Annotated in this window: 25 protein-coding genes and 1 pseudogene; 13 read left to right on the plus strand and 13 right to left on the minus strand. The window is 64.6% G+C overall.

The features are described 5' to 3' along the window. Positions 1-230 precede the first annotated feature (230 nt). The 4 genes from ACODSM_RS05335 to fabB all read left to right on the plus strand — a co-directional run bounded on the left by ACODSM_RS05335 (position 231) and on the right by fabB (position 4,652). The gene (locus ACODSM_RS05335) at positions 231-1,115 is read left to right on the plus strand and encodes a CorC family transporter (RefSeq protein ID WP_110961515.1); all 885 of its coding nucleotides are present in this window, start codon (positions 231-233) and stop codon (positions 1,113-1,115) included. Then, the gene (gene lnt, locus ACODSM_RS05340; protein ID WP_488804564.1) at positions 1,115-2,749 is read left to right on the plus strand and encodes an apolipoprotein N-acyltransferase; all 1,635 of its coding nucleotides are present in this window, start codon (positions 1,115-1,117) and stop codon (positions 2,747-2,749) included. Before ACODSM_RS05335 ends, lnt begins: the two co-directional genes overlap by 1 nt. Positions 2,750-2,910: 161 nt before the next feature. Beyond that, positions 2,911-3,432, plus strand: a complete 522-nt coding sequence (gene fabA, locus ACODSM_RS05345; protein WP_015012407.1) for a 3-hydroxyacyl-[acyl-carrier-protein] dehydratase FabA — start codon at positions 2,911-2,913, stop codon at positions 3,430-3,432. After that, positions 3,429-4,652 (plus strand): beta-ketoacyl-ACP synthase I, encoded by a 1,224-nt coding sequence (gene fabB / locus ACODSM_RS05350; protein WP_488804565.1) that lies wholly within the window; start codon positions 3,429-3,431, stop codon positions 4,650-4,652. Before fabA ends, fabB begins: the two co-directional genes overlap by 4 nt. A 96-nt stretch (positions 4,653-4,748) precedes the next feature. On the opposite strand, the gene ACODSM_RS05355 is transcribed toward fabB, so the two are convergent. Continuing rightward, positions 4,749-5,666: a LysR family transcriptional regulator gene (locus ACODSM_RS05355; RefSeq protein ID WP_488804566.1), complete on the minus strand. Its 918-nt coding sequence runs from the start codon at positions 5,664-5,666 to the stop codon at positions 4,749-4,751. Between the two features lie 208 nt (positions 5,667-5,874). On the opposite strand from ACODSM_RS05355, the gene ACODSM_RS05360 reads away from it, so the two are divergent. From ACODSM_RS05360 to ACODSM_RS05390, 7 genes are all read left to right on the plus strand, one after another. Then, complete coding sequence (locus tag ACODSM_RS05360) at positions 5,875-6,951, plus strand: type II asparaginase (RefSeq protein WP_056647122.1); 1,077 nt, start codon at positions 5,875-5,877, stop codon at positions 6,949-6,951. Between the two features lie 341 nt (positions 6,952-7,292). Continuing rightward, positions 7,293-8,198, plus strand: coding sequence for a glycine--tRNA ligase subunit alpha (gene glyQ, locus ACODSM_RS05365; RefSeq protein WP_060985268.1), 906 nt, complete (start codon positions 7,293-7,295; stop codon positions 8,196-8,198). A 20-nt stretch (positions 8,199-8,218) separates the two neighbouring features. Then, positions 8,219-10,360 carry a glycine--tRNA ligase subunit beta gene (gene glyS / locus ACODSM_RS05370; protein ID WP_488804567.1) on the plus strand — a complete coding sequence of 714 codons (2,142 nt, stop codon included), beginning with the start codon at positions 8,219-8,221 and terminating at the stop codon, positions 10,358-10,360. 47 nt (positions 10,361-10,407) lie between these two features. Further along, entirely contained in the window at positions 10,408-11,013 is a 606-nt protein-coding gene (gene gmhB / locus ACODSM_RS05375) for a D-glycero-beta-D-manno-heptose 1,7-bisphosphate 7-phosphatase (protein WP_488804568.1), read from the plus strand. Between the two features lie 94 nt (positions 11,014-11,107). After that, entirely contained in the window at positions 11,108-11,881 is a 774-nt protein-coding gene (locus ACODSM_RS05380) for a lysophospholipid acyltransferase family protein (protein ID WP_488804569.1), read from the plus strand. A gap of 10 nt (positions 11,882-11,891) precedes the next feature. Then, complete coding sequence (locus ACODSM_RS05385; protein WP_488804570.1) at positions 11,892-12,839, plus strand: M48 family metallopeptidase; 948 nt, start codon at positions 11,892-11,894, stop codon at positions 12,837-12,839. Between the two features lie 16 nt (positions 12,840-12,855). After that, positions 12,856-13,272 carry a rhodanese-like domain-containing protein gene (locus ACODSM_RS05390; RefSeq protein WP_209816275.1) on the plus strand — a complete coding sequence of 139 codons (417 nt, stop codon included), beginning with the start codon at positions 12,856-12,858 and terminating at the stop codon, positions 13,270-13,272. Between the two features lie 59 nt (positions 13,273-13,331). Here ACODSM_RS05390 and ACODSM_RS05395 read toward each other — a convergent pair whose 3' ends face one another. From ACODSM_RS05395 to ACODSM_RS05440, 10 genes and pseudogenes are all read right to left on the minus strand, one after another. Then, on the minus strand, positions 13,332-15,014 hold the full coding sequence (locus ACODSM_RS05395; RefSeq protein WP_488804571.1) for an AMP-binding protein: 1,683 nt from the start codon (positions 15,012-15,014) through the stop codon (positions 13,332-13,334). Between the two features lie 13 nt (positions 15,015-15,027). After that, on the minus strand, positions 15,028-15,732 hold the full coding sequence (locus ACODSM_RS05400) for an ABC transporter ATP-binding protein (protein ID WP_488804572.1): 705 nt from the start codon (positions 15,730-15,732) through the stop codon (positions 15,028-15,030). After that, on the minus strand, positions 15,725-15,955 hold the full coding sequence (locus ACODSM_RS05405) for an ABC transporter ATP-binding protein C-terminal domain-containing protein (RefSeq protein WP_488804633.1): 231 nt from the start codon (positions 15,953-15,955) through the stop codon (positions 15,725-15,727). The genes ACODSM_RS05400 and ACODSM_RS05405 overlap by 8 nt, the downstream gene beginning before the upstream one ends. A gap of 15 nt (positions 15,956-15,970) precedes the next feature. Beyond that, positions 15,971-16,402, minus strand: a pseudogene (locus ACODSM_RS05410) (ATP-binding cassette domain-containing protein); the annotation flags it as partial. Positions 16,403-16,470: 68 nt separating this feature from the next. Further along, positions 16,471-17,475: a branched-chain amino acid ABC transporter permease gene (locus tag ACODSM_RS05415; RefSeq protein ID WP_488804573.1), complete on the minus strand. Its 1,005-nt coding sequence runs from the start codon at positions 17,473-17,475 to the stop codon at positions 16,471-16,473. A gap of 3 nt (positions 17,476-17,478) precedes the next feature. Beyond that, positions 17,479-18,363, minus strand: a complete 885-nt coding sequence (locus tag ACODSM_RS05420; RefSeq protein WP_488804574.1) for a branched-chain amino acid ABC transporter permease — start codon at positions 18,361-18,363, stop codon at positions 17,479-17,481. 12 nt (positions 18,364-18,375) lie between these two features. Further along, a complete protein-coding gene (locus tag ACODSM_RS05425; RefSeq protein WP_488804575.1) occupies positions 18,376-19,638 on the minus strand; it encodes an ABC transporter substrate-binding protein in 1,263 nt (420 codons plus the stop codon). Between the two features lie 45 nt (positions 19,639-19,683). Next, the gene (locus ACODSM_RS05430; RefSeq protein ID WP_488804576.1) at positions 19,684-20,502 is read right to left on the minus strand and encodes an enoyl-CoA hydratase/isomerase family protein; all 819 of its coding nucleotides are present in this window, start codon (positions 20,500-20,502) and stop codon (positions 19,684-19,686) included. After that, entirely contained in the window at positions 20,499-21,581 is a 1,083-nt protein-coding gene (locus ACODSM_RS05435; protein WP_488804577.1) for an acyl-CoA dehydrogenase family protein, read from the minus strand. The genes ACODSM_RS05430 and ACODSM_RS05435 overlap by 4 nt, the downstream gene beginning before the upstream one ends. Then, on the minus strand, positions 21,578-22,801 hold the full coding sequence (locus ACODSM_RS05440) for an acyl-CoA dehydrogenase family protein (protein WP_488804578.1): 1,224 nt from the start codon (positions 22,799-22,801) through the stop codon (positions 21,578-21,580). The genes ACODSM_RS05435 and ACODSM_RS05440 overlap by 4 nt, the downstream gene beginning before the upstream one ends. 250 nt (positions 22,802-23,051) lie before the next feature. Here ACODSM_RS05440 and ACODSM_RS05445 point away from each other — a divergent pair, with 250 nt between their 5' ends. Beyond that, the gene (locus ACODSM_RS05445) at positions 23,052-23,651 is read left to right on the plus strand and encodes a TetR/AcrR family transcriptional regulator (protein ID WP_488804579.1); all 600 of its coding nucleotides are present in this window, start codon (positions 23,052-23,054) and stop codon (positions 23,649-23,651) included. A 131-nt stretch (positions 23,652-23,782) separates the two neighbouring features. On the opposite strand, the gene lysM is transcribed toward ACODSM_RS05445, so the two are convergent. Then, complete coding sequence (lysM, locus tag ACODSM_RS05450; protein ID WP_488804580.1) at positions 23,783-24,271, minus strand: peptidoglycan-binding protein LysM; 489 nt, start codon at positions 24,269-24,271, stop codon at positions 23,783-23,785. Between the two features lie 174 nt (positions 24,272-24,445). Between lysM and ACODSM_RS05455 the strand changes: the two genes are divergently transcribed. Beyond that, on the plus strand, positions 24,446-25,213 hold the full coding sequence (locus tag ACODSM_RS05455; RefSeq protein ID WP_488804581.1) for a type III pantothenate kinase: 768 nt from the start codon (positions 24,446-24,448) through the stop codon (positions 25,211-25,213). A 195-nt stretch (positions 25,214-25,408) separates the two neighbouring features. Here the strand turns inward: ACODSM_RS05455 and ACODSM_RS05460 are convergent, their stop codons facing one another. Continuing rightward, positions 25,409-26,185, minus strand: coding sequence for a hypothetical protein (locus ACODSM_RS05460; protein ID WP_488804582.1), 777 nt, complete (start codon positions 26,183-26,185; stop codon positions 25,409-25,411). Between the last annotated feature and the right edge of the window lie 29 nt (positions 26,186-26,214).

Below are 26,214 nucleotides of genomic sequence, written 5' to 3' on the forward strand. Positions count from 1 at the left end.
CCAGTGATCGTGAGGCGCGGGCCACTGCCAAGGCTGGTCGCCTTGGCGAGGTCCGCAACGATGCGAGCGCTGGCCTCAGGGCCCAACCCTTTGGGAAAGCCGGGGAAAGGCCCGGCCACGTTGTTGCAGCACGTTTGCGGTATTCATACCGCTGCACGTCCTGCGCCTAGTTGCCGGGCCTTTCCCCGGCTTTCGTGGGCACGCAAAAGTGCATAACACGCTCTCAAACAGTGTCTGACCCGCACCCCGCGCACCCCGGGCGACCGCCCGAGAGGGAAGACAAGCGCAGCTTCCTGCAGAAAGTGGCCGAGTTCATCCACCCTGGACCGGATTCGACGGAAGAGCTCATCGAAACCCTGGCCGAGGCCGAGGACAACGAGGTCATCGGCGCCGAATCGCGCGTGATGCTGGAGCGCGTGATCCGCATGGCCGACATGACGGCGGGCGATGTGATGGTGGCCGCTCCGCGCATGGACCTCGTCAACATCGATGCGCCTTTCGAAGAGCTGCTGCACCTGGTGATCAGCACGGCGCATTCACGGTTTCCGGTGTACCAGGGCGAGCGCGAGAACATCATCGGCATCCTGATGGCCAAGGACCTGCTCAAGCTGCAGCGCGCCCCTGAGCTCAACATCCGCGCACTGCTGCGCCCCGCAGCCTTTGTGCCCGAAAGCAAGGGCTTGAACGACCTGCTGCGCGAGTTCCGGGGCAACCGCAACCACCTGGCCATCGTGATCGACGAGTTTGGCCGCATGGCCGGGCTCATCACCATTGAAGATGTGCTGGAGCAGATCGTGGGGGAGATCGAGGACGAGTTCGACATCCCCGAAGACCAGGGCGACATCTTTGGCCTGGCCGACCGTACCTACCGAGTGAGCGGCGATACGCCGATTGAACGCGTGGCTGAAGCCTTCGAGGTGGCCATTGCCGGCAGCGACCCGGACAAGCATTTCGACACCATCGGCGGCCTGATCGCCCACGAGATGGGCCATGTGCCCAAGCGCGGCGAGCACCTTCAGCTCAGCGGCCTGCACTTTGTGGTGCTGCACACCAAGGGCGGTGCGGTGCGCTGGTTCAAGGTGTCCCGGGTCGAAGCCACCGACGCCGCCGACTGATGTCGCGGCACTCTCGGACGGCGAGCGGGCCGCTGCTGCCGCAACTGCTGCTGGCACTGGTCGCGGGCCTGGCCCAGGCCGCCTCGCTGGCCTGGCCGGGTAACGGTCAACCCCTGTGGTGGCTGCAGCTGGTGTCGATGGCGGTGCTGGCCTGGCTGGTGCGACCTGCCGCAAGCGCAGGCTCAGGGCTCCGCACGATGCGCTGGCAGCGGGGCGCAATCCTCGGCGGGGTGTTTGGCACCGCCTGGCTGGCGGGTACCTTCTGGTGGCTGTTCATCTCCATGCATTCGTATGGCGGCCTGCCAGCGCCGCTGGCGGTGGCTGCGGTGCTGGGCCTGGCAGCGTTTCTGGCCAGCTACTACGCAGCCGCTTTGGCACTCTTTTGCCGCTATGCGCCGGTCCATCGTGGCGGAGGTGCTCTCTTTTTCGGAGCGCTCTGGTTGCTGGCCGAGCTGGCGCGGGGCATCTGGTGGACGGGGTTCCCGTGGGGCGCAGGCGGCTATGCGCATGTGGACGGTCCGCTGGCCGTGCTGGCCCGCCACATGGGGGTGTATGGCATCAGTGCCGTGGCCGCTGCGTTGGCAATGGGCCTGGTGCAAGTGCGCGCGGCCGACCTGCGCAGCGTGCGCTGGTGGGCGCTGCTGCTGGCCATGGGGGGACTGCTGGCCTGGGCCACGGTAGACCGGCATTGCGCCGTGGACCTGTGCCACACCCCGGCGCATCGCCGCCCGGCGCCCCTGAGCCTGGAGCTGCTCCAGGGCAATATCCCCCAGGATGAAAAATTCCAGCCCGGCAGCGGCGTGCCCGTGGCCTTGCAGTGGTATGCCGAGGCCTTGCGCAACGCCCAGGCCGACCTGGTGGTGGCGCCCGAGACGGCCATTCCGTTGCTGCCGCAGCAGCTCATTCCCGGGTATCTGGAGGGCATCCAGCAACGCTATGCACAAAGCAGCCAAGCCGCGATGGTGGGCATTCCGCTGGGGGATGAGGCCCAGGGCTATACCAACTCCGTACTGGGCATGAGTGCTGCCACGCAGGCCGAGCCGTACCGCTACGACAAGCACCACTTGGTGCCGTTTGGCGAGTTCATCCCGCCGTTCTTCAAGTGGTTCACGGAGATGATGAACATCCCGCTGGGCGACTTCAACCGGGGCACGGTGGGCCAGGGCTCCTTTGCCGTGGCGGGGCAGCGCATTGCGCCCAACATCTGCTACGAAGACCTGTTTGGCGAGGAGCTGGGTGCGCGGTTCATCGACCCGGCCCAGGCGCCCACGGTGTTCGTCAACTTCAGCAACATTGGCTGGTTTGGCGACACCCTGGCGATTGACCAGCACCTGCACATCAGCCGCATGCGCGCCCTGGAGTTCGAGCGCCCCATGGTGCGCGCCACCAACACGGGCGCCACGGTCATCATCGATCACCGGGGCGTGGTCACGCACCAGCTGGCCCGATACACGCGTGGCGTGCTCAAAGGCGAGGTGCACGGCCGGGGGCTGGACGCACAGAGCGGCTGGTCCATCACACCTTACGCATGGTGGGTGTCCCGCTGGGGGCTGTGGCCGCTGTGGGGCCTGGGGGCTCTGGCGCTGCTGGTTGCCATGGTCGCCGCCAGGGGCCGAAGGGCGCTTGGCGATTGATCCAGGTCAGGCATTGCGCCTGCTTGCGCAGGGGCCCGCGCAGGCCGGTGTTTAGAGGCGGCTCCCTATGCCTTGATAATAGAGCCCCGCAACCGGGGGCTGGTGTTGCGTAAAACGATGATTTGAGGCGGGCCTCCCGCCGTTCTGGAGCACGACTGAACATGGCAGATTCCTTTTCCTACGAACAACTGATCGCCTCGGGCGAAGGCCGGCTGTTCGGCGCTGACAGCGGGCGACTGCCGCTGCCACCCATGCTGATGTTTGACCGCATCACGCACATCGACGGCGATGGTGGCGCGCACGGGCTGGGAAAGATCCGTGCCGAACTCGACGTCAAGCCCGACCTGTGGTTCTTTGCCTGCCACTTCCAGGGAGATCCGGTCATGCCCGGCTGCCTGGGCCTGGATGCCATGTGGCAGCTCATCGGCTTTTACCTGACCTGGCTGCAACTGCCAGGCCGGGGCCGCGCGCTGGGCGCGGGTGAGGTCAAGTTCACCGGCGAAGTGGGTCCGGATGTGAAGCTGGTCACCTACGAAATCGACATCAAGCGCGTCATCAAGCGCAAGCTGGTCATGGCCATCGGCGACGCCCGCCTGCTGGCGGACGGCAAGGAAATCTATGTAGCCAACGACCTGCGCGTGGGTCTGTTCAAGCGCGAGGGCGACGACAAGGACGCAGCATGACCACCAAGAAGCGTGTAGTCATCACTGGCGCGGGCATCGTCTCGTGCATTGGCAACGACCTGGCCACCGTGGAGGCCTCGCTGCGTGCAGGCACCAGCGGCATCAAGGCCGTGGAGAAGTTCAAGGAGCTGGGCCTGCGCAGCCAGGTGGGTGGCGCTCCCGAGATCGACATTGAAGCGCGCATCGACCGCAAGCAGCTGCGCTTCATGGGCGACGCGGCGGCCTATGCGCAGATCGCCCTGGAAGACGCCATCCAGCAGGCGGGTTTGACGCCCGCGCAGGTCAGCCACCCGCGCACCGGCCTCATCATGGGCTCGGGCGGCGGCTCGCCCGCCAACCAGATCGAAGCGGCCGACACGCTGCGCGAGAAGGGCATTCGCCGCGTGGGGCCTTACCAGGTCACGCGCTGCATGAGCTCCACCGTGTCCGCGTGCCTGGCTACCAACTTCAAGGTCAAGGGCATCAACTACTCCATCACCTCGGCCTGCTCGACGTCGGCGCACTGCATTGGCGCGGCCGCGCAGCAGATCGCATGGGGCGTGCAGGACGTGATGTTTGCGGGCGGCGGTGAAGAGCTGAGTTGGGGCATGTCGCTGCTGTTCGACGGCATGGGCGCCATGTCCAGCAAGTACAACGAAACGCCCGAACGTGCCTCGCGCGCCTACGACGCGAACCGCGACGGCTTCGTGATCGCTGGCGGCGGCGGCGCCGTGGTGCTGGAAAGCCTGGACCACGCCCTGGCACGCGGCGCCACCATCCTGGCCGAGGTGGTGGGCTTTGGCGCCACCAGCGATGGCGAAGACATGGTGGCTCCTTCCGGCGACGGCGCCATTGCCTGCATGCAGCAGGCCATGGAGGGGCTCGACGCGCCCATCGACTACATCAACACCCATGGCACCTCCACCCCGGTGGGCGACATGCAGGAAGTGCGCGCCATGCGTGCCCTGTTCGGCGACAAGGTGCCTCCGTTCTCGTCCACCAAGTCGCTCACCGGCCACTCGCTGGGTGCCACAGGCGTGCAAGAAGCCATCTACTGCATGATCATGCTGAACAAGGGCTTCATCGCTGGCTCGGCCAATGTCGAGACACCCGACCCGGCCCTGGGCGACATGCCCCTGGTCACCCAGACGCGCGATGCCCAGCTGACCACCGTGTTGTCCAACAGCTTCGGCTTTGGCGGCACCAACGCCAGCCTGGTGCTGCGCCGCTGGAACGACTGACCGCCTCGCTCCCTCGCGGAGCGATGGTTTGGCTTGCGCCACGGCCTGCCTGTCTTCGGACGGGCAGGCCGTTTTTCATGGCGTGAACGACCACGCTCAGCGCCTGGTGGCCTTGGGGTTGGGCTGCAGGGCCTCGTGCAGCAAGGCGGGCAGCATGCCCAGCATGCGCGTGGCCTGCAGCCCGGGCGGAAAGGCGCGCGCGTGGTAGCTGTACAGCGACATGGGCGCCAGTTCGTGCAGCTCCTGCGCCACCATCTGCGCGGGGTCCAGCCCTTTGGCGGTGAGAAAGTCCACCACCGTCCAGCCCATGCCCCGGCGCACCAGTTCCAGCGCCAGGCGCGATGTCTGCACCTGGATGCCCGGCCCGGCGGGTGAGCCGAGGCGGTGCGCGATGTCGTCAATCGCCTGGCGCATGGGGTCATCCCCCACCAGGCGGATCACGGGCACCTGGGCCAGCCGTGCGCCGGGGCTGGCGGCGCGGGGCGCCCGCGCCCACACGCTGGTTGCCACCGCCAGATACAGGCGGCCACTCACCAGCAGGTCGCTCGCGATTTGTGGATGGGGGTGTTTGTAGAAGCCCAGGCAAAAGTCCACGCTGCGTGTGAGCAGGGCCTGGGTCATCTGGTCCTGGTGGAGGGTGCGCACCTCCACGCCCACCTGCGGATGCTGCTCGGCATGGTGCTGCAGCAGGCGCGGCAGAAACTCGTGGGTGATGGAAGGGATGGCGCCCAGCCGCACATCGCCCGAATCACTGGTCGCCAGGTTGCGCGCAGTGCGTTTGAGGGCATCCAGCTGCCGGTAGATGCCGGTGGACTCGGTGGCCAGCACCTGGGCCTCAGGGGTCGGGGTCAGGCCTGCCGGCGAGCGGTTGAACAGCCGGTAGCCCAGCTGCAGCTCGGTGTGTGCCACGGCCTTGCTGACGGCCGAAGGGGTGATGCACAGCAGGCGTGCGGCAGCACTCATGTTGCCGGTTTGCAGCACGGCCTGAAAAACTTCCAGCTGTCGCAAGTTCATGGCGGATTCGTTTCGTGGCGTGGGCCGATGGGCCCTTGATGGTCGTCAAACGGCCATTCAGGGGTGTGAACCCAGTTCATAAGGGTGGGTCAATTATTCCGCATGACTGTGTTCTGGTTTCTCATAGGATGCGACACCGCTTCACCGGCGGTTCTGAACAAAGCGGCGTAACACGCGCTGCGACCCAAAAAAATCCGGAGACCTCTTCATGCGCATTGCTTCCTCCCCCACCGCCAGCCGCTGGCTCGCGGGTTTGCTGTTGTCCGCTGCCTCTGCCGTCGCCATGGCGCAGGCGGCCAAGCCCAATGTGGTGGTGCTGGCCACGGGCGGCACCATTGCCGGTGCGGGCGCCTCGGCCGCCAACAGCGCAACCTATGCCGCCGCCAAGGTGCCGGTGGACAAGCTGCTGGCGGGCCTGCCCGAGCTGGCCAATGTGGCCAAGGTGTCGGGTGAGCAGGTGTTCCAGATCGCCTCCGAGAGCTTCACCAACGAGCACCTGCTGCGCCTCGGCCAGCGCGTGTCGGCCCTGGCCAAGCAAGCCGATGTGGACGGTATCGTGATCACCCACGGCACGGACACGCTGGAAGAAACCGCGTATTTCCTGAACCTCACCGTGCGCACCAACAAGCCCATCGTGGTGGTGGGCTCCATGCGCCCCGGCACGGCCCTGTCGGCCGACGGCGCGCTGAACCTGTACGACGCCGTGACCGTGGCCGCCAGCAAGGACGCCGCCGGCAAGGGCGTGCTGGTCACGATGAACGACGAGATCCAGAGCGGTCGCGACGTGAGCAAGACCATCAACATCAAGACCGAGGCCTTCAAGAGCCAGTGGGGCCCGCTGGGCATGGTGGTGGAAGGCAAGAACTACTGGTTCCGTGCCCCGGTCAAGCGCCACACCACCAACTCCGAGTTCAACATCGACGACATCAAGGCTCTGCCTGCCGTGGACATCGTGTACGGCTACGGCAACATGAACACCACCGGCATTGACGCCTACGGCAAGGCCGGCGTCAAGGCGCTGATCCACGCTGGCACCGGCAACGGCTCGGTGGCCGCCCAGGCGGTCGATTCGCTCAAGGCCCTGCGCGCCTCGGGTGTGCAGATCATCCGTTCGGCCCGCGTGCCCGATGGTTTTGTGCTGCGCAATGCCGAGCAGCCGGACGACAAGTATGACTGGGTCGTGGCCCATGACCTGCGCCCCCAAAAGGCCCGCATCCTGGCTATGGTCGCTTTGACCAAGACCAACGACAGCAAGGAGCTGCAACGCATTTTCTGGGAGTACTGATCCCGGTTCTGAAGTTTGAACGCCATGCTTTGACGCGATGCATGCGTTGACGGCCACACCCGTGTGGCCACCGGTACGCACCGGCTTATAGCTCGCGTGACTGGTTGGGAAGGCTGGGGCTCCAAAAGGGCTCCGGCCTTTTTTCATGGGCGCGGGCCGATGTTGTGGGCGCTGCCGCAGCACACGCGGCGGGGCGCCGTAAAATCACCGGTTTGCGCGCGCGATGCCCGCCCTGATTGCCTTGTGGGGCGACAGGCCTGGGGTTTGCTCACGCACCGCGTTTTCTTCCTTTCCCCTTACTTGCCCGGCCCTGGCTTGCCAGTGCCTCAGCCACAGACGCCATGTTGACATTCCAGCAAATCATTTTGAAGCTGCAGTCCTACTGGGACGCGCAGGGTTGCGCCCTTTTGCAACCCTATGACATGGAAGTGGGCGCCGGCACCTCGCACACCGCCACCTTCCTGCGCGCCATCGGCCCCGAGCCCTGGAAGGCCGCCTACGTGCAGCCCAGCCGCCGCCCCAAGGACGGCCGCTACGGCGAGAACCCCAACCGCCTCCAGCACTACTACCAGTACCAGGTGGTCTTGAAGCCTGCTCCGGCCAACATCCTGGAGCTGTACCTGGGCAGCCTCGAAGCCCTGGGCTTCGACCTGAAGAAGAACGACATCCGCTTTGTGGAAGACGACTGGGAGAACCCCACGCTCGGCGCTTGGGGCCTGGGCTGGGAGGTGTGGCTCAACGGCATGGAAGTGACGCAGTTCACCTACTTCCAGCAGGTTGGCGGCATCGACTGCAAGCCCGCCACCGGTGAGATCACCTATGGCCTGGAGCGCCTGGCCATGTACCTGCAGGGCGTGGACAACGTCTACAACCTGAAGTGGACCGACACCCTGAGCTACGGCGACGTGTACAAGCAAAACGAGGTGGAGCAGTCCACCTACAACTTCGAGCACAGCGACGCGGACTTCTTGTTCACCGCCTTCAATGCGCACGAAAAGCAGGCCAAGTACCTCATGGAGCAGCAGCTGGCGCTGCCCGCCTATGAGCAGGTGCTCAAGGCCGCACACAGCTTCAACCTGCTGGATGCGCGCGGCGCGATCAGCGTGACCGAACGCGCTGCCTACATCGGCCGCATCCGCAACCTGGCCCGCAGCGTGGCGCAGAGCTACTACGACAGCCGCGAGCGCCTGGGCTTCCCCATGGCGCCACGCGAGTGGGTGGAACAGATGGTCAAAAAGGCAGCGTGAACGAGCGAAAGAACAAGAACATGACGACCCAAAACCTCCTCGTTGAACTGTTTGTCGAAGAACTGCCCCCCAAGGCGCTGCAAAAACTGGGCGATGCCTTTGCCACCGTGCTGGGCGACCAGCTCAAGGCCCAGGGCCTGGCGACGGCCGCTTCGGTGGTCACGCCCTTTGCCTCGCCCCGCCGCCTGGCTGCGCACGTGACCGCCGTGGCCGACAAGGCTGCCGACAAGGCCGTGCAGCAAAAGCTGATGCCCGTGACCGTGGGCTTGGACAAGGATGGCAACGCCACGCCTGCGCTGCTGAAAAAGCTGCAGGCGCTGGGCGCCGATGTGTCCAACCCCGCAGCCGCCGTAGCCGCGCTCAAGCGCGCTCAGGACGGCAAGGCCGAAGCCCTGTTCTACGACAGCGTGGTGCCCGGCGCTACGTTGCAGGCGGGTCTACAAAAGGCGCTGGATGAAGCCATTGCCAAGCTGCCCATCCCCAAGGTGATGAGCTACCAGCTTGAAACCGACTGCGAGCTGCCCGGCTGGACCAGCGTGAACTTTGTGCGTCCCGCGCACGGCCTGGTGGCGCTGCATGGCAGCACGGTGGTGCCCGTGAAGGCGCTGGGCCTGACGGCCGGCAACAGCACCACCGGCCACCGTTTTGAAGCTGCCGTGTCGCCCGTGGTGCTGCAGGACGCCGACAGCTACGCCGCCACGCTGCAAAAAGACGGCGCCGTGATTGCCAGCTTTGCCGAGCGCAAGGCCGAGATCGCCCGCCAGCTGGCCGCTGCCGCTGCCAAGGTCGGCAACGGCGCCCGTCCCATCGAAGACGAAGCCCTGCTGGACGAAGTGACCGCGCTGGTGGAACGCCCGAACGTCGTCATCTGCCAGTTTGAAGAGCAGTTCCTGGGCGTGCCGCAGGAGTGCCTCATCCTCACGATGAAGGCCAACCAGAAGTACTTCCCGCTGCTGGACGCCGCAGGCAAGCTGACCAACAAATTCCTGGTGGTCAGCAACATCAGCCCCGAAGACACGAGCTTTGTGACCGGTGGCAACGAGCGCGTGGTACGCCCGCGCCTGGCCGATGCGAAGTTCTTCTTTGACCAGGACCGCAAGAAGACCCTGGCCTCGCGCGTCGAGGGCCTGGGCAAGGTCGTGTACCACAACAAGCTGGGCACGCAGGGCGAGCGCGTGGAGCGCGTCCGCGCCATCGCCAAGGCCATCGCTCAAGAACTGGGCGACGCTCAATTGGTGGCAGACGCTGACCAAGCCGCTTTGCTGGCCAAGACCGACCTCGTGACCGACATGGTGGGCGAGTTCCCCGAGTTGCAGGGCATCATGGGCGGCTACTACGCCCTGAATGACGGCCTGGGCGAGACCGTGGCAAACGCGATTGAAGACCACTACAAGCCACGCTTCGCGGGTGACACGCTGCCCCGCAACACGGCCGGTGTTGTGGTGGCCCTGGCCGACAAGCTGGAAACCCTGGTGGGCATGTTCGGCATCGGCAACCTGCCCACGGGCGACCGCGATCCGTTTGCGCTGCGCCGCCATGCGCTGGGCGTGATCCGCATGCTGGTCGAGAAGGATTTGCCACTGGACTTGAACGCACTGTTGGCCGGTGCCGTGCCTGCGTTTGGCGACAAGATCACCGATGCATCGGCGCAACTCGCTGACTTCATCTACGACCGCCTCGCTGGCAGCCTGCGCGAGCAAGGCTACAGCGCCCAGGAAGTGGACGCCGTACTGGCCCTGCGCCCACAGCGCCTGGCCTTGGTCGAGAAGCAACTCGCTGCAGTCCGCGCCTTCGCCGCCCTCCCTGAAAGCCCGGCCCTGGCAGCCGCCAACAAGCGCGTCGGCAACATCCTGAAAAAAGCCGAGGTCGAAGGCCCTGTGGATGCCCACGTCAACCCCCAGCTGCTGCAAGAGAAGGCCGAGCAGGATCTGTTTGCCGCGCTGCAGCGTTTTGTGCCCGAAGCCAACGCCCAGTTCGATGCCGGTGACTACACCGCCAGCCTGCAGACCCTGGCCGTGTTGCGCGCGCCCGTGGACGCTTTCTTTGACGATGTGATGGTGAACGCCGAGCAACTGGACCTGCGCCTGAACCGCCAGGGCCTGCTCAAGACGCTGCACGAAGCCATGAACCGCGTGGCCGATCTGTCCCGTCTGGCGGTCTGACCCCGGGTGCTGGTAGGCTGGTGGTTCTCACAAGGCAAACCCCTCCTATGAAACTCGCCATCCTCGACCGCGACGGCACCCTCAACCCGATGGGGGACGAATACATCACCACGGCCGATGAGTGGACCGCATTGCCCGGAGCACTGGAAGCCATTGCCCGCCTGAACCACGCGGGTTGGCACGTGGTGGTGGCCACCAACCAGTCCGGCCTGGGCCGGGGCCTGTTCGACGTGATGGCGCTCAACGCCATCCACGCCAAGCTGCACCGGCAGGTGGCAGCGGTGGGTGGGCGCATCGACGCGGTGTTCTATTGCCCCCACGCTGCCGACGAGGACTGCAGCTGCCGCAAGCCCGCTCCGGGCCTGCTCGAGCAGATCTGCGACCGCTACGGCGTGGAGCGCAACGAGGTCCGCGTGGTGGGCAGCTGCGAGGCCCACCTGCAGGCGGGTGCCGCTCTGGGGGCCCAGTTGCACCTGGTGTGCACCGGCCAGTCGGCCGCCTTGCGGCCGGGCGGGGCATTGCCTGTGGGGTTGCCAGCGGGCACGCAAGTGCACGCCAGCCTCGCAGATTTTGTGGACCAACTGCTGCCGGTGGTGCCTGGCGCTACAGGTGCTGTGGGCGCTTTGGGCGCAGCGCCCTTGCCGCTGTCGTGACAGGGCATCACAGGCGTGGCAACATCCTGATGCTATTTAATTAATAGCTGTTGGCGCATATTCCACTAGCGCTTGCGGCCTAAAAAACTTTCCAATGGCTCTTATCCGTTCCGTCATTCACCTTCTCTGGATGGGCATCACCGTGGTGCCCTACGCGCTGGCCATCATGCTGGGCACGCTGCTGGGCGTGCGGGGCGTGCCCCTGTACCGCATCGCGCGGGCCTGGCTGTCGCTGTGCATCAGCGGCGCGCGGGTGGTTCTGGGCATCCGCGCCGAAGTGACCGGTATGGAAAACCTGCCGCAGGGCGCCAACGAAGGCGCGATCCTGCTGGTCAAGCACCAGTCCACGTACGAGACCTTCCTGATGCCGGTGATCATGCCGCACCCCCTGGCCTACGTGTTCAAGAAGGAGCTGCTGCACGTGCCCTTCTTCGGCTGGGCCATCGGGCGGCTGGACATGATCCACATCGACCGCAACCAGCGCACGCAGGCCTTCAACAAGGTGGTGCAGCAGGGCAAGGACCTGCTGGCCAAGGGCATCTGGATCATCATGTTCCCCGAGGGCACGCGCATTGAGCGGGGCCAGAAGGGCAACTACAAGACCGGCGGCACGCGCCTGGCCATCGACACGGGCGCACCCGTGATCCCGATTGCCGTGACCTCGGCCAAGGTGTGGCCGCGCAAGGCGTTCATCAAGCGCCCCGGCGTGGTGGATGTGTCAATCGGCAAGCCCATCTCCAGCGTGGGGCGCCAGCCCGACGAGCTGATGCGCGAGGTGGAGGCCTGGATCGAGGCCGAGATGCGCCGACTGGATCCCGATGCTTACCCGGCCCCAGTGGCCAACACGACGGCCCCCAGCGGGAAGTGAACCGACCGTGATGCAGCGGCTTGTGCAACTGGCGCTGGACCTGTTCGACCCGCCGGGCGCGCCTGCAGCAGCCCCCAGCCCCGTGGCTGCGGGTTTGAAGCCAAATCAGCCGCAAGCGCTAGTCGATCAAGCGCCAGTAGCTCCTAAAACGATAGTGCAGCGCCCAGCGGCACCCGCAGTGCCGCTGCCCTCGCTGCTGTCCCCCGCTGAATTCCGCCACCCCCAGGCCAACCGTGAGGTTTTGCTGGGCGATGCCGTGGTGGCCTACGCGCTGCAGCGTGCGCGCCGCCGCAGCATCGGCTTCTCGGTGGGGCCCGACGGCCTGTCGGTGCGGGCACCCAGCTGGGTCACGCTGGGCGCGGTGGATGCTGCACTGCGCGAAAAATCCGACTGGATCCTGCGCAAGCTGGGCGAGGCACGCGAGCGCCATCAGCGCATGGAAGGCTGCCGCATCGTCTGGGCCCATGGCGCTGTACTGCCCTACCTGGGCGAGCCCTTGACGGTGGTGCTGGACCCCAGCCACGGCTTTGCGGGCAAGGGCGGGGCGCTGGTCACTGCCACGGAACAACCCAGCCTGCACATCGGCCTGCCCCACAGCGCCAGCCCCGCGCAGATCCGCGACGCTGTGCAGGCCTGGCTGATGCGCGACGCGCGCCGCCACTTCACCGAGCGGCTGGACCACTTTGCGCCGCTGTTGGGCGTGCGCTGGGCCAGCCTGCGCCTGTCGAGCGCCAACACCCGCTGGGGCAGCGCCAAGGCCGACGGCTCCATCCGCCTGAACTGGCGCCTGCTGCATTACCGCCCGGCCATCATCGACTACGTGGTGGCGCACGAACTGGCCCACCTGCGCGTGATGGACCACAGCCCCCGCTTCTGGGACACCGTGGCCACTGTGGTGCCCGACTACGCCCAGCTGCGCAGCCACCTCCGCGACGAACCTGCCCCTTTGTGGGACTGAAAGAAGGACCTTGACGATGACCGAAGCCAAGATTTCTCCCGCCGACGGTTATGCCGGTGACGTGACGCCCCAGCAGGCCTGGCAATGGGTGCAGGCCGGGCAGGCCGTGCTGGTGGACGTGCGCAGCGACGCCGAACGCGAGTGGGTCGGCTACGTGCCCGGCGCCGCCGCCGTGGCCTGGAAACAATGGCCGGGCATGGCGATGAACGCCGACTTTGATACCCAGATGCGCGCCGCCGTGCCCGAGGGCGCGCGGGCCGTGCTGCTGTGCCGCAGCGGCGTGCGCTCCATCGCCGCCGCGCGCCGCGCCACCGAGCTGGGCATCACTGCGTACAACATCCTCGAAGGGTTTGAAGGCGATGCAGACGCGCAAGGGCAGCGCGGCAAGAAGGGCGGCTGGCGCTTTCATGGCCTGCCGTGGAAGCAGGGTTGACACCTTGGCTCAGCCCGTGCCCGGGAGGTGGTACACCCACTCCGTGGCAGTGCAGTGGCTCAAGACGACATGGGCGCGAAGTTGATGTGGCGCTGCTGTGCATCTTTGCGCAGCAGGTCTTTCTTGATCTTGCCTGAGGCTGTGACCGGAAACTGGTTCACAAAAAAGATCTGTTCTGGGTACTTTTGCCGTGCGACGCCCGCGTGATCGAGCAGCGACAGGATGTCTTGTGCAGTCGGTGCAGTGCCGGGCCGCGCAATGACATAGGCGCACACCGTCTCTCCCAGCCGCGCATGGGGCATGGCGACCACTGCGGCGGCCTGGACACCCGGGTGCTGGTGCAACAGATCCTCAACCTCCTTGGCGCTGATCTTCTCGCCGCCCCTGTTGATGAGGTCCTTGATGCGACCCGTGAAGACGATAGCACCTTCGGGCGTGAGCCGGCCCACGTCGCCCGTGTGAAAGTAGCCAGCCTCGTCGAACGCCTCGTCAGTGTGCTCTGGGTTGGCATAGCCCAGGAACAAAGCAGGTCCGCGCACGCAGATCTCGCCTTCCTGGCCCAAGGGGGCCTCCTGCCCATCGGCGGTTTCTATCCGCACGTCATAGTCCACCACCTTGCCGTCGGTTTCGGCGGCGAGCCGCTGCTCTTGTGGCTGCATGAAACCCAGCGTGATCATGGGCGCTTCGCTGGAGCCATACACCCGGAATGAACGGCAGTGGCTCAGTGTGCGGGGGACGCGGTAGATGACCTCGGGTGCCACTGCGGCCCCGCCGCACGGGAAAAGCCGTAGCGATGGCAAGGTGCGGCTGGTGGCCTCTGCACGGTCCATGAGCTCCTGCAGGAACGGCGTCGCACCGATGGTGAATGCCACCTGCTCGCGCTCGATGATGTCCATGGCCTGCGCGGCGTCCCATTTTTCCATCAGCACGGCACGCACCCCGCGGTAGAACGGCATCTCTATGCCATGGCTGAAGCCAGTGACATGCGTGACTGGCGAAGGCATCAGTGTGGTCTCACCCGGCTGCAGTTGCCAGTGGGCCGCGCACATCAGCACGGCACGCATCAGGGTGTTGTGCGAGTGCAGCACGGCCTTGGGGTGTCCGGTGGTGCCCGAGGTGTACAGCACGAGCTTGATGGCATCGGGCGACACGGCGGGCCACTGCGGCGTAGGGCCTGTGTGGGCCAGCAGGGCGGTCAGGTCTTCCCATGCACCGCCCTGTGCATTGCCGCGCACCGTCCAGACATGCTGCAGGTGAGGTAACCGGGGTTGCAGGCGCTGCATCATCTGCGCATGGTCAAAGCCCCGAAATTCCTGGGCCACGAACATGCCCTTGGCGCGGCTGTCGCGCAGGATCAGTTCCACCTCGTGGTCCCGGTAGATCGTCACGATAGGGCACAGTACCAGACCCAGCAGGCTCGCTGCAAGATCGATGGGCACGCTCTCATGCCAGTTGGGTGTCTGAAAAGCCAGTACATCACCGGGCCGGTAGCCGCGCTGCCAGAGGGCAGTGGCCAGGCGCTGCGCATCGGTCCATAAGGTGCCCACCTGGTGGGGGACGCCGTCGCTGACATGGGTGATGCGCTGTGGCTCCTGCTCCGCCATGCGGCGGGCGCACTGTGCCACCGTGGTGTTCTGCCAGGTGCCATCGGCGCGCCATTGTGCAGCCTGGACAGGATCGAGCCGAACGGGCCAGCCGCTGATGTCTTGATGGATGGAAAAAGCGAGGCTCTGGCGTTGCATCGGTAGAACTCTTTCAGACGGCGAGGTATTGGGTCTTGAGGGCGGGTTGTGCATCGAACTGGGCCCAGTCTCCCTCAAAGACGAGGTTGCCACTGTCCAGCAGGTACACGTATTCGGCACATTGCCGCGCATAGGCAATGCTTTGCTCGGCCAGCAGCAGGGTTAGCTGCAGGCGCTCACGAGCGGCGCGCACCTGCAAGGCCAGGTCGTGGGCGACCTTGGGCGCGAGGCCCTCCGCGGGTTCGTCCAGAAGCAGTACCTTGGGGGACGCCATCAGCCCGCGTGCCACCGCCACCAGTTGTTGCTGTCCTCCGGACAGCTGGTAGCCCAGGCGCTCCTGCAGGTCCTTGAGCAGCGGAAAGAGGTCACACACCATCTCCACTGTCATGTGCGGGGTACGGCTTCCTGCAGCATGCAGCGCCAGTTCCAGGTTCTGGCGGACGGTCAGGTTGGTGAAGATGCGCCGGTCTTCAGGCACCAGCATCAGCCCCATGCGGGCACGGGCCTCGGTGCTGATGCCCTCAAGGCTGCGGCCTTCCAGCTGCACGCTGCCCGTGGTCTGGGGGCCGGCATTCAGCAAGGCCTTGAGCAAGGTGGACTTGCCTGCACCGTTGCGCCCCAGCAGCGCGACGCCGCCACCGGTGGGTACCCGCAGGCTCAGGCCGAACAAGGCCTTGCTGTCGCCGTAGCGGGCATGCAGATCGCGAACTTCAAGCATGGTCGTCACCGTCTCCGAGGTAAATGTCTTTGACCCGTTGGTCTTCGCGGATGGCCTGTGGACTGCCCGATGCGATCAACTGGCCATGGTGCAGCACAGAAATGCGGTCGGCCAGGCCGAACACCACGTCCATGTCGTGCTCGGTCATCAGCAGCGACAGTGCACGGGTTTGCTTGATTTGCCGCAGCAACTGCACTGTGGCCTGCCGTTCGGCGGTAGACATGCCTGCCGTGGGTTCGTCCAGGAACAACGCTACCGGCTCTAGTGCGAGCACCATGGCCATCTCCAGCCGCTTGCGGTCGCCATAGGCCAGGCTGCCTGCGACCGCATGCCTGAGCGGTGTCAGGCCAATATCGTTCAGCAGCGCCGACAGCCTCTCGTCGATGGGTGGCCCTGCCTGTGCGCGGGGCGAGCGGGCATGGGCCTCCAGCGCGATCTGCAGGTTGTCCTGCACGGTGAGCTTGCCGAACACCCGCGCTACCTGAAAGGTGCGACCAAAGCCGCGCTGCACCCGCTGGTGCGCAGGCAGTGCCGAGATGTCCTCGCCCCGAAACTGCACCAGCCCCCGGTCGGCCAGCAGTTCACCAGTGAGCACCTTGAACAGCGTGGTCTTGCCCGCTCCATTGGGGCCAATCACCACATGCGACTCGCCTTCGCCGATGGTGAGGCTGACATTGCGCAGCACAGTGATGCGGCCGTAGGACTTGTCGAGCTGGCGCGCGTCCAGCAAGGTGGTGTTCATGGCCGGGGCTCCTGGTTGTTGGGGGAGTCGGTGCGCGAACGGGCGGTCCAGCGCGAGAGCACGCCCAGCATGCCGCCAGGCAGTGCCAGCACCACTAGCAGCAGTAGCAGACCGGTGACCAGGTCCGACAGCCCCACCAGCGTGCGTGTGACATAGAACACCGTGCTCAGTGCCACGGCACCCAGCACGGGTCCCCAGAAATACGCACTGCCACCCAGCAGCGTGTACAGGATGGGGTTGGTCGATTGGGACCAGTGCGCCAGTTCGGGGGTGACGATCTGGGCCCAGGGCGCCACCAGCGAGCCGGCAGCTGCAGTGGTGGCACTCGCCAGGGTGAACACCATCCAGCGGTACCGCTGAACCGGAATGCCCAGAAACTCTGCCCGCTCCGGGTCTTGGCGGATCGCCTGCAAGGCACGCCCGAAGCCGGTGCCCGTCACCCAGCGCAGCAATGCGATCAGCGCCACGCTCACCAGCACGATGAAGTAGTAGAACGAGTCACCCCGGCCCAGGTCCCACTCCCATCCGCCCAGGCTGAACCGGGGGCGTGGCAGGGCGTTGAGGCCATCGTTCTTGCCCAGAAAGCCCGTATTGGCCACCAGCAGGTGCAGCAGCTCGGCAAAAGCCAGCGTCAGGATAGAGAAATACACCCCTTCGCTGCGGCGCAGCGCCACAAAACCGATACAACCTGCCAGCAAGCCACCTGTGATCGCTGCGATCAACAAAGACGGCACTAGTGGCCAGCCCAACTGCTGGGTGAGTACGGCGGTGGCATACGCCCCCGCTGCATAGAACATGGCCTGCCCGAAGCTCAACACCCCCGATGTGCCAAACAGCAGGTTGAACGACAGGCCAAAGACCGCATTGATCCAGACCATGCCGGCAATGAAGATCAGGCCGCGGTTGAGCAAGTGCGGCACCAGCAGGCCCACGACCGCCAGCGCCAGCAGGATCAACAGGTCACGGCGCAGGTGGGAGCCCACGAACAGACTGGCTTGCATGGTTCAGTGCCTCCGGCCCATGAGCCCCTGGGGGCGCAGCAGCAAAATCAGCGTCATGGCGATGAAGAAGGGCAGGCCTGGCAGGCTAGGCAGCACCCACTGACCGACGGCGTCAATCAGCCCCAGCAGGATGGAGCCCAGAAAAGCGCCGCTGATGCTGCCCATGCCGCCAATGATGATCACGCCGAAAGCCTGGATCACGAAGCCGCTGGCCAGTGAGGGAGACAGCGTCTGGTTGGCCAGCAGCAGGCCTCCAGCCAGACCTGCCAGCGCAAAGCCGATGGCCACGGTGGCGGTGTACACCATACGTACGTTCACACCCAGCAGTTTGGCCATCCAGGCATCGACGGCAATGGCCTTGACCAGCCGGCCCGAGCGTGTGCGGTTCAGGAAGAACTCCATCGCCACAAACACTGCGATGCCACAGGCAATGATGAACACAGACATCTTTGGAATAACTGCCTGCCCAGCCAGCCAGGCGCCGTCGAGCACGGCAGGCGGCATGACGCTGCGGTAATTGAGTCCCCAGATGAGCTTGGTGCTGCCCTCGCACACAAGCAGCAGCGCATAGGTGGCAATTAGCACATAGGCGTCATCCACGCCGCTGAGGCGGCGCAGGATGAGGCGATCGACCGTCAGGCCCAGCGCAGCCACCGTCATGCCCCCCGCCAGTGCACCGAACAGGTACATCGCCATGGATTCGCTGCCGCCCAGAGCTTGGGTCAGCGAGTACGCCGCGTAAGCGCCAATCATGAAAAACCCGCCGTGAGAAAAGTTCAGTATGTGCAAGGTCCCGAAGATCAGCGTGAGCCCGGCGGCGACCAGAAAGGTCGCCATCGCCCAGGTCAGGCTGTTGACCAGCAGGGTCAGAACGTCAGCGAACACCATGGCATCTATCCGTCAGGCTGTGCGCAGCACGAGCTTCTTGCCGGGCGATGCGGGCAGCAGCACCGACTTGCCCTCGACCTTTTGGTACTGGGCTACTCGGTAGCCCTTGTCGGTGGTGGCTGGCTCGATATAGACAAGCTCCACATCTTTGATGGCCTGGTTATCCTCTGCGCGCAGCGTGCGCGGGCCCGTAACGGTGTCCCAGGTCAGGCCCTTGAGGTTGCTAATGACCGATTTGGTGTCTGCGGATTTGCCCTTCTCGATGGCCTTGGCGAGTGCATAGATGCTGGCGTGCGCTTCGGCGGCCCAGCCCAGGGGTTCGGGGTCCTTGGTCTTGGCCAGGTAGTCGGCCACAAAGCGGTCGCTCATGGCGTTGCCCTTGTTGGCCTCGGCGTAGTAGTGCATGCCGGTCCAGTGGGGGGGCAATTGCTGCTTCATGCCCCGGGCCACGAGGAATTCATTGGCGGCATCGCACACCACCTTGTAGCGTTGCATCAACCCGAACCCGCGCGCCTGCTGGAACATGGTGATTGCATCGCCCCCGTAGGTCGCGTTGTACACACCGTCCGCTTGCTGGCGCAGGGCCTGGGTGATGGAGTTGCGGTAGTCGGAGACGCCGTAGGGCAAGAGGATCGGGTCGAGGATCTCCGGCTTTTTGCCAGTGATTGCCGGATAGAACTCCAGCAGCCCGTCCACGAAGATGCCCCACATTGTGCGGCCGTATTCGTGGTCCGGTATCAGGCCGGTCCAGCGGGTGACCTGTGGATATTTTTCTGCCATCAGGCGGGCCTGGGCGCGGCCCCGTGCATCTGGGGCATCCCCCGGGCGAAACAGGTTTGGCGAGTAGTTCTCGTGGTTCATCTTCTCGGTGCCGGCTCCGCAGGTCATGAACACACCGTTTTCTTGCTGCATCACTGGAATCAGTGCGAGCACCACAGCGCTGGAAATACCTCCTGTGTGCAGGTTGATACCTGCGCCCAGTAGCTCGCGTGCGGCGGCCAGTGCGGCCGCGGGGTTGGCTTTGTCATCACGGATTTCGAGGGCGATCTGCCGGCCCAGTATGCCCCCGGCCTTGTTGATCTGGTCCACAGCGATCTCTGCGCCGTTCTTGACGTAGGAACCTATGAACTCCTGGGGTCCGCTCAGCGGCGTGATGAGCCCAATCTTGAGGGGGGCGGTCTGGGCGCGCGCGAGGTTCAGCCCGGGAAGGGGCAAGGTGGACGCGGCTGCGGCTGCGCCGTACTTCAGAATGTCTCTGCGATTGGCGGGATTCATGGTTGTCTCCTGTGGGTATTTCTGCTGACTTCTACTGACTGGGGGCTATCGGCCGGTGAACACTGGCTTGCGCTTTTCGGAGAACGCCTTGACGGCCTCGGCGTGGTCGGATGTGCGGTTGGAGAGGCACTCGTAGGCGACGCCAGCATCGAAATAGCTGTGGAACAGCTGCTTGAGCGGCAGGTTGGTGGCAATCTTGGTCCAGCGAATGGCCTTGGTAGCACCTTGCTCCAACCGGGCCGCCAGCTGTGCGATGGCGTCGTCCAGCGTCTGGGGTGCTACGACTTCGGTGATGAGCCCGATGCGTTCGGCTTCTGTTGCGGTCATCAGCTCTCCGGTGAAGAGGTACTTGCGCGCCTTGGCATAGCCCACCAGCTGGGGCCAGATGAGTGCACCACCGTCCCCGGCCACCAGTCCGACGCTGACGTGGGGGTCGCCTATCTTGGCCGTGTCCGCAGCGATGACGATGTCACACAGCAGGGCCAGGCTGGCGCCCAGGCCTGTGGCATGGCCATTGAGCTTGCACAGCAGGGGCTTTTCCATGTCCAGCTGGCTGAAGACGATGTCCTTGGCTTCGCGGGCTGTTTTTTCGAACTCTGCCGGATCGTCCACAGAGCGCTGCATCCAGTCTATGTCGCCACCGGCGCAGAACGCGGCTCCCTCACCGGTCAAGACCACGATGTCGCTGTCGGGATCGCGCTGCGCATCAGTGAAGACCTGGGACAGTTCGTAGTGCATTCGGGCGTTGACCGCATTGCGTTGTTGCGGCCGGTTCAGCGCCAGTGTGAGCACCCGCCCCTGGCGTCTGAAGCGGATGCATTGGTAGTCGTCAAAGTCCATGGGGCCTCCGTGGCTTGTGTTCAAGGGTGCAATGCGTTGCAGGCTTTGGTGAACGCCTTGAAATGGTGTTCGGTGGATCCGTACAACTGTTCGTTGACGCGGGCGCGCCGCAGGTAGTGGCTGACGGCGCATTCCTCGGTGATACCAATGCCGCCGTGCAGTTGCACCGCCTCTTGTGTCACCAGGCGCGCGCTGTCGCACGCCACAGCTTTGGCGGCATGGACCTGCGCTGCACTGTCCGGCGCCTCGTTGGCCAGTTGGCGCATGGCCTGGCGCACTACAGACTCGCTCTCGGCCAGGCGGATGTACATGTCCACCGCGCGGTGCTGCAGGACCTGGTGCGACCCCAGCGTGGCGCCAAACTGTCTACGCGTCTTGAGGTAGTCGAGCGTGAGTGCTATGGCTCCCTGCATGACGCCTACTGAGTCGGCTGCGACCGCCAGGGTGGCCAGCAGCAGCGCTCGTGCGTGTGCCTTGGCCATTGCGCCCGGACTGGATTCAGGCAAAAGCACCGCACCGCAGTCGCGCAGGGCGACCGACGCCGCCCCTCTGCCATCCAGCAGCGGCAATGTCTGCATGATGAGTCCTGGGCTGCCTGTCGGTATGGCATACAAACCCAGTCCTTCCGTGGGAACGAGCAGGGTCTGCGCGATGTCTGCATCGGGCACCCACGGCCATTGGGCATGCAGGCCTACCGATGTAATGGCGCTTGCCCTGATCAGTGGCGTGGCCACCAGGCATTGCTGCCCGGCGATCACCTCGGCCAGGAGCCGGTCGCGATCCGTGCTCGGGACGCAGGCTGACAGTAACTGCGCTGGCACCACGCCGCTGCTGATGAAAGGCTCTGTCAGCAGCGCCCGGCCTGCAGCCTGTGACAGCAGCATGATCGATGATGGCCTGAAACCCAGGCCACCGAGTGCATCCTCGGCCGACACGGCGCGCCAGCCCATGTGCCCGAGATCACTCCAGACACGTGCATCAAAACGGCGCTGGGCGCCATCCATGCGCATGCGGGCATCGAGCTGGTATTGGTCTTTCAGGTAGCGTTGTGCGGCTTCGGCCAGTGCTGCGTCGGTCTCGTCGAGCCATTGCGTTGGTTTCATAGTCCCAGCTCTGCCTTGCTGATGATGTTGCGTTGGATTTCGTTGGAGCCGCCATAAATCGTGGAGGCCCGGCCATGCAGGTATTCGCGCACGGCGCCTGCGGTTTCGGGGGGGCCCAGCAGCGAGGTAGCTTGCTGCCCATGCACCAGTGCCGGGTCATAGACCGTGGCGCTGGCGCCTAGCCAGTCCATGGTGGCTTCGGAGATGGCCTGCTGCAGTTCGGAGCCGCGGATCTTCATGATCGATGCCTCGACGCCTGCGCTGTCCTGCGCGCTCATGTGGCGTGCTGTTTCCAGGCAAAAGGAACGCAGTACGTGCAACTGCAGCTGCAGCTTGTGCAGGCGGCGTTCAAACTCCAGCAGGTTCACGCCTTCGCCACCTGCGCGATCACGAACCAGGCGCTGCAGGTGCTGCAGCTGCCGCATGGAACGCCCCGTCTCCGCAGCAAGCACGCGCTCATTGCCCAGCAGGAACTTGGCGTAGTGCCAGCCTCGGCCCTCTTCACCCACGAGGTTTTCCACGGGGACTTCCACGTCGTCCAGAAACACCTCGTTGACATGGTGGCAACCATCCATCGTGCGGATCGGTCGGATCGTGATGCCCGGAGTGCGCATATCGATCAGTAAAAACGAAATGCCTTGTTGGGGCCGTCCTTCATCGCTGGTGCGCACGAGGCAGAACATCCAGTCAGCCCATTGCACATAGCTTGTCCAGATTTTTTGGCCTGTCACCCGGTAGACGCTGCCAGTGCGCACGGCGCGTGTCTTGAGCGATGCGAGGTCTGAGCCGGCGCCGGGCTCGGAGTACCCCTGGGCCCACCATTCGGTGGAAGCCAGGATCGGCGGCAGGAACCTTTCCTTTTGCGCCGGTGAGCCAAAGGTGTAGATCACAGGGCCGACATAGTTGACCCCAAAAGGAATCAGCCAGGGGGCGCCGTTGAGCGTGCTTTCCTCTTCAAAGATGAAACGCTCCAACGGGCTCCAGTCGCAACCGCCGTATTGCTGCGGCCAGTGCCCGGCGGCCCAGCCACGGCGGTGCAATGCGTGCAGGAATGTGAGGTTGTCCTGCTTGTTGAGGAAAAGGTTGCCATGCACTTTGTCCTTGAGACCCTGCGGCAGTTCATGGATGCAAAAGGTCCGCACGGCCTGGCGAAACGCAGCTTCTGCATCCAGCTCGGCGTGCCAGTCTGTCGGGTCGTGCGATGGAGTGGTAGCGTGCATGGAGTGTCATTTTGATGGAATAAAATGAATTGTGAGTCATAATTCATTTTTGTCCAGTCCATTGCATCACATTGCGGGTAAACACCGAGATCGCTAGCCCGAGGACGTTCCGCTAGACTGAATTGCGGTGACGCCTGATGCATCACCGCGCAACATGAGAGGAAACGGATTGGCCCAGTCACCGAAGTCCGCCAGTGGCAAGGCAAACCTTTTGCACAGCCAGGGCGTTGTGCCGCCGCCAAGGCCCCGCATGAAGCGGGCCGAGAAGGCTGCGTTGACCCGAGACAAGCTGCTGTCGTCGGCCGCAGTGGTTGTGGGCGAGTACGGCTACCGGGAGGCGTCGGTACAGCGCATCACCTCGCACGCGGGCATCGCCCAGGGCACTTTTTATCTGTACTTTGAGTCGCGTCAGCTACTGTTCGATGAACTACTACCGCATTTTGGTCGGGACCTTTTGGGGCATGTCCGAGCCCGAGCCCGCGGAGCCAATGGTTTTTTTGAAGTCGAGGAGATCGGGGTGCGTGCGGTATTTGACTACCTGCAGGAGCATCCCTGGTTCTGGCGTGTGCTCAACGAGGCTGAAGTCGAGGCACCCAAGGCTTGGGCGGCGCACCATGCGGAGGTCTTCCAGCGCTATGTGAAGTTTCTCTGCCGCTCGGTTGAACGCGGGGAGATTGCGGGCTACTCCAAGGATGAAATGGGAACCCTCGCATACATGCTGATCGCCGCCCGTGACTATCTTTTCATCTACACGCAAAGTCCGCTGCGCGCTCCTGGAGCCGGACCCGATGAGGTGATCGGTACCTACATGCGGTTCCTGCGCAACGGCCTTTCCGTGAAAGACGCCTGACCAGTGCTGCATGGTCTAGGTCTCCATGGACTGACCAGTCGTGGCCCAAGATTTTCCGCAACGACCAAAAACCACCGTCCGCGTCTGCAAGCAAACACGGACGGACGTTGGGCACTCAGATCCAGTCGGGCTTACTTTGACAGTGGCGGAATCCGCAGCTTCTGGCCGGGGTAGATCTTGTCGGGGTGGCTCAGCATGGGCTTGTTGGCCTCGAAGATCACGGGGTACTTGTTGGCGTCGCCGTAGAACTTCTTGGCAATGGCGCTGAGCGTGTCGCCGCGCACCACGTCGTGGTACTGGGCTTCGGGCTCGGGGTTGGTCACCTCCATCAGGTTCTCGACGCTGGTCACGCTGGCCACGTTGCCGCAGCACAGGGTGATCTTCTCTTTGGCGGCTTGGGTGGGGGCGGTGCCCTTTACCGTGACCTTGCCTTCGGGGCCCTGAAAGGCCACCTGCACATTGCTAGCGCCCAGGTTTTGCGCGGCGATGTAGGTCTCGATGGCCTTGCTCGCCTTGGCGTTGAGTTCATCCTGCGTGGGAGCGGCGGCGGTGGCAGCTTGCGCGTCCTTACCGCCAAACAGCTTTTCACCGGCTTCCTTGATGAAACTGAAAAGACCCATGTCGTACCTCCTGAGGTTGCAGAAAGAAAAAGGAGAGGCCACTGTAGCGGCAATGGAGGGCGCGCCCGTGTCAGACGAAGGGTGTGAAACGATTTTTCACATTCCCGCGCGGGCCGCTGTGGGGCTGTCTCGGCGGGATCAGCCCCGATGCCAAAACTCGGGATAATCCGCCGCATGACTTTTCTGGCCATCGACGTCGGTAACACCCGTCTCAAATGGGCGTTGTACGACGCTCCCCGCCCCGGGGCTGCGCTGATCGTGCATGGCGCCGAATTCCTCGACCACATCGACCGCCTGGCCGAAGGCAGTTGGGCTTCGCTGCCGCACCCGGAGCGCATGTTGGGCTGCGTGGTGGCAGGAGATGCCGTCAAACGCCGCGTTCAGGAGCAAATGGAGCTGTGGGACGTCACCCCCTCGTGGGTGGTGTCATCAGCGCAAGAGGCAGGGCTGACCAACGGCTATGACCACCCCTCGCGCCTGGGCTCCGACCGCTGGGTGGCCATGATCGGCGCGCGCCACCATGTGCTGGCACGCGGCCCCGCACGGCCGCTGGTGGTGGTGATGGTGGGCACGGCCGTGACGGTGGAATGCATCGACACCGAAGGCCGCTTCATGGGCGGCCTGATCTTGCCCGGCCACGGCATCATGCTGCGCGCACTCGAATCGGGCACGGCCGGGCTGCATGTGCCCACCGGTGAAGTGCGCCCCTTTCCCACCAACACCAGCGATGCCCTGACCAGTGGCGGCACCTATGCCATCGCAGGGGCCGTGGAGCGCATGTACCAGCACCTGCTGCAGCACTGCGGCCAGGAGCCCGCCTGCATCATGACTGGCGGCGCGGGCTGGAAGATGGCACCCAGCATGACACGGCCGTTCGAGCTGGTGGACAACCTGATTTTTGACGGACTTCTGGAGATTGCTGCGCGGCGGTTTGGGGGCTGAGGGCCTTGTAACGCTGTCGCTGCATCAGCGTGAAGCGGTTTTCTATGACCATCGACCTGCAAAACTGGCGCTGCCCACGCCAGGGACACCGAGCAAGGGCCGTCCCGCAGCGAGGGTGTCGTCCCCCTTCCCGAATGGCGTAGCCAGTCGAGAGAAGGGGGAAGGCGCGAAGCGCCTCAGGGGGATGTACCGAACTTATTCTTCTTCGAGTTCACTCCGCGCCATTTCCACATCCAGCCGCTCCATGGCATCCATGGGTTCTGCGGTGGCGGCCTTTTCGTAGAGCGCAGTGGCTTCCTTCATCTTCTTGTCGCCCTCCAGCATGACGAGGGCATTGGCGTACTCAATCATGGCGATGGCCGATCCCGGGTTGAGCTTGAGGGCCTCCTGGAACAACTTGAGGCCCGTGTCCTTCTTGGCGCCATAGGTCATGCCGCCAATCAGCGAACCCACCTTGTCGATCACTTCCGCATGGAACGCACCCAGCGCAATGCGCGCATCGGCGTGTTTGGGCGACAGGGCGATGGCCTTTTCCAGCGACTCCTTCACCTTGCCGCCCAGGCCCTGCGCCAGCGCCTTGGCCACGCTGATGCCCTGGCTGTAGCGGCCCAGCGCATACGCATGCCAGTACCAGGCGTTGGCGTTGTTCGGTTCTGCGGCTGCCTGGGCCTCGGCCCTTTCGGCCACCTGCATGAACAGGTCCAGCCGCGTCTTTTCCTTGGGCTCCAGGTAGTTGGCGTAGATGGAGGTGGCCTTGTTGGCTGCGGTAATGCCCGCTCCACCGGCCGCCAGGCCTGCAGCCGCCGCTTTCTCAAAGTCGCCGTTGTGGAACAGTGCCCACGCTTCCAGCGCGGCTGCGTCCTTGGGGCAGGGTTCGGCATCACCGCCATGCAGTCGTGCCCATTGCTTCTTGACGCTCGCAGCGTCGAACTGGTAGTCGCCTGCGTGGGGGAAGGGGGTCCATTTGGCCATGGTGTGTGTCTCCGGAAGTTCTTGTGGTT

This window comes from Acidovorax sp. FG42, from assembly GCF_057809195.1.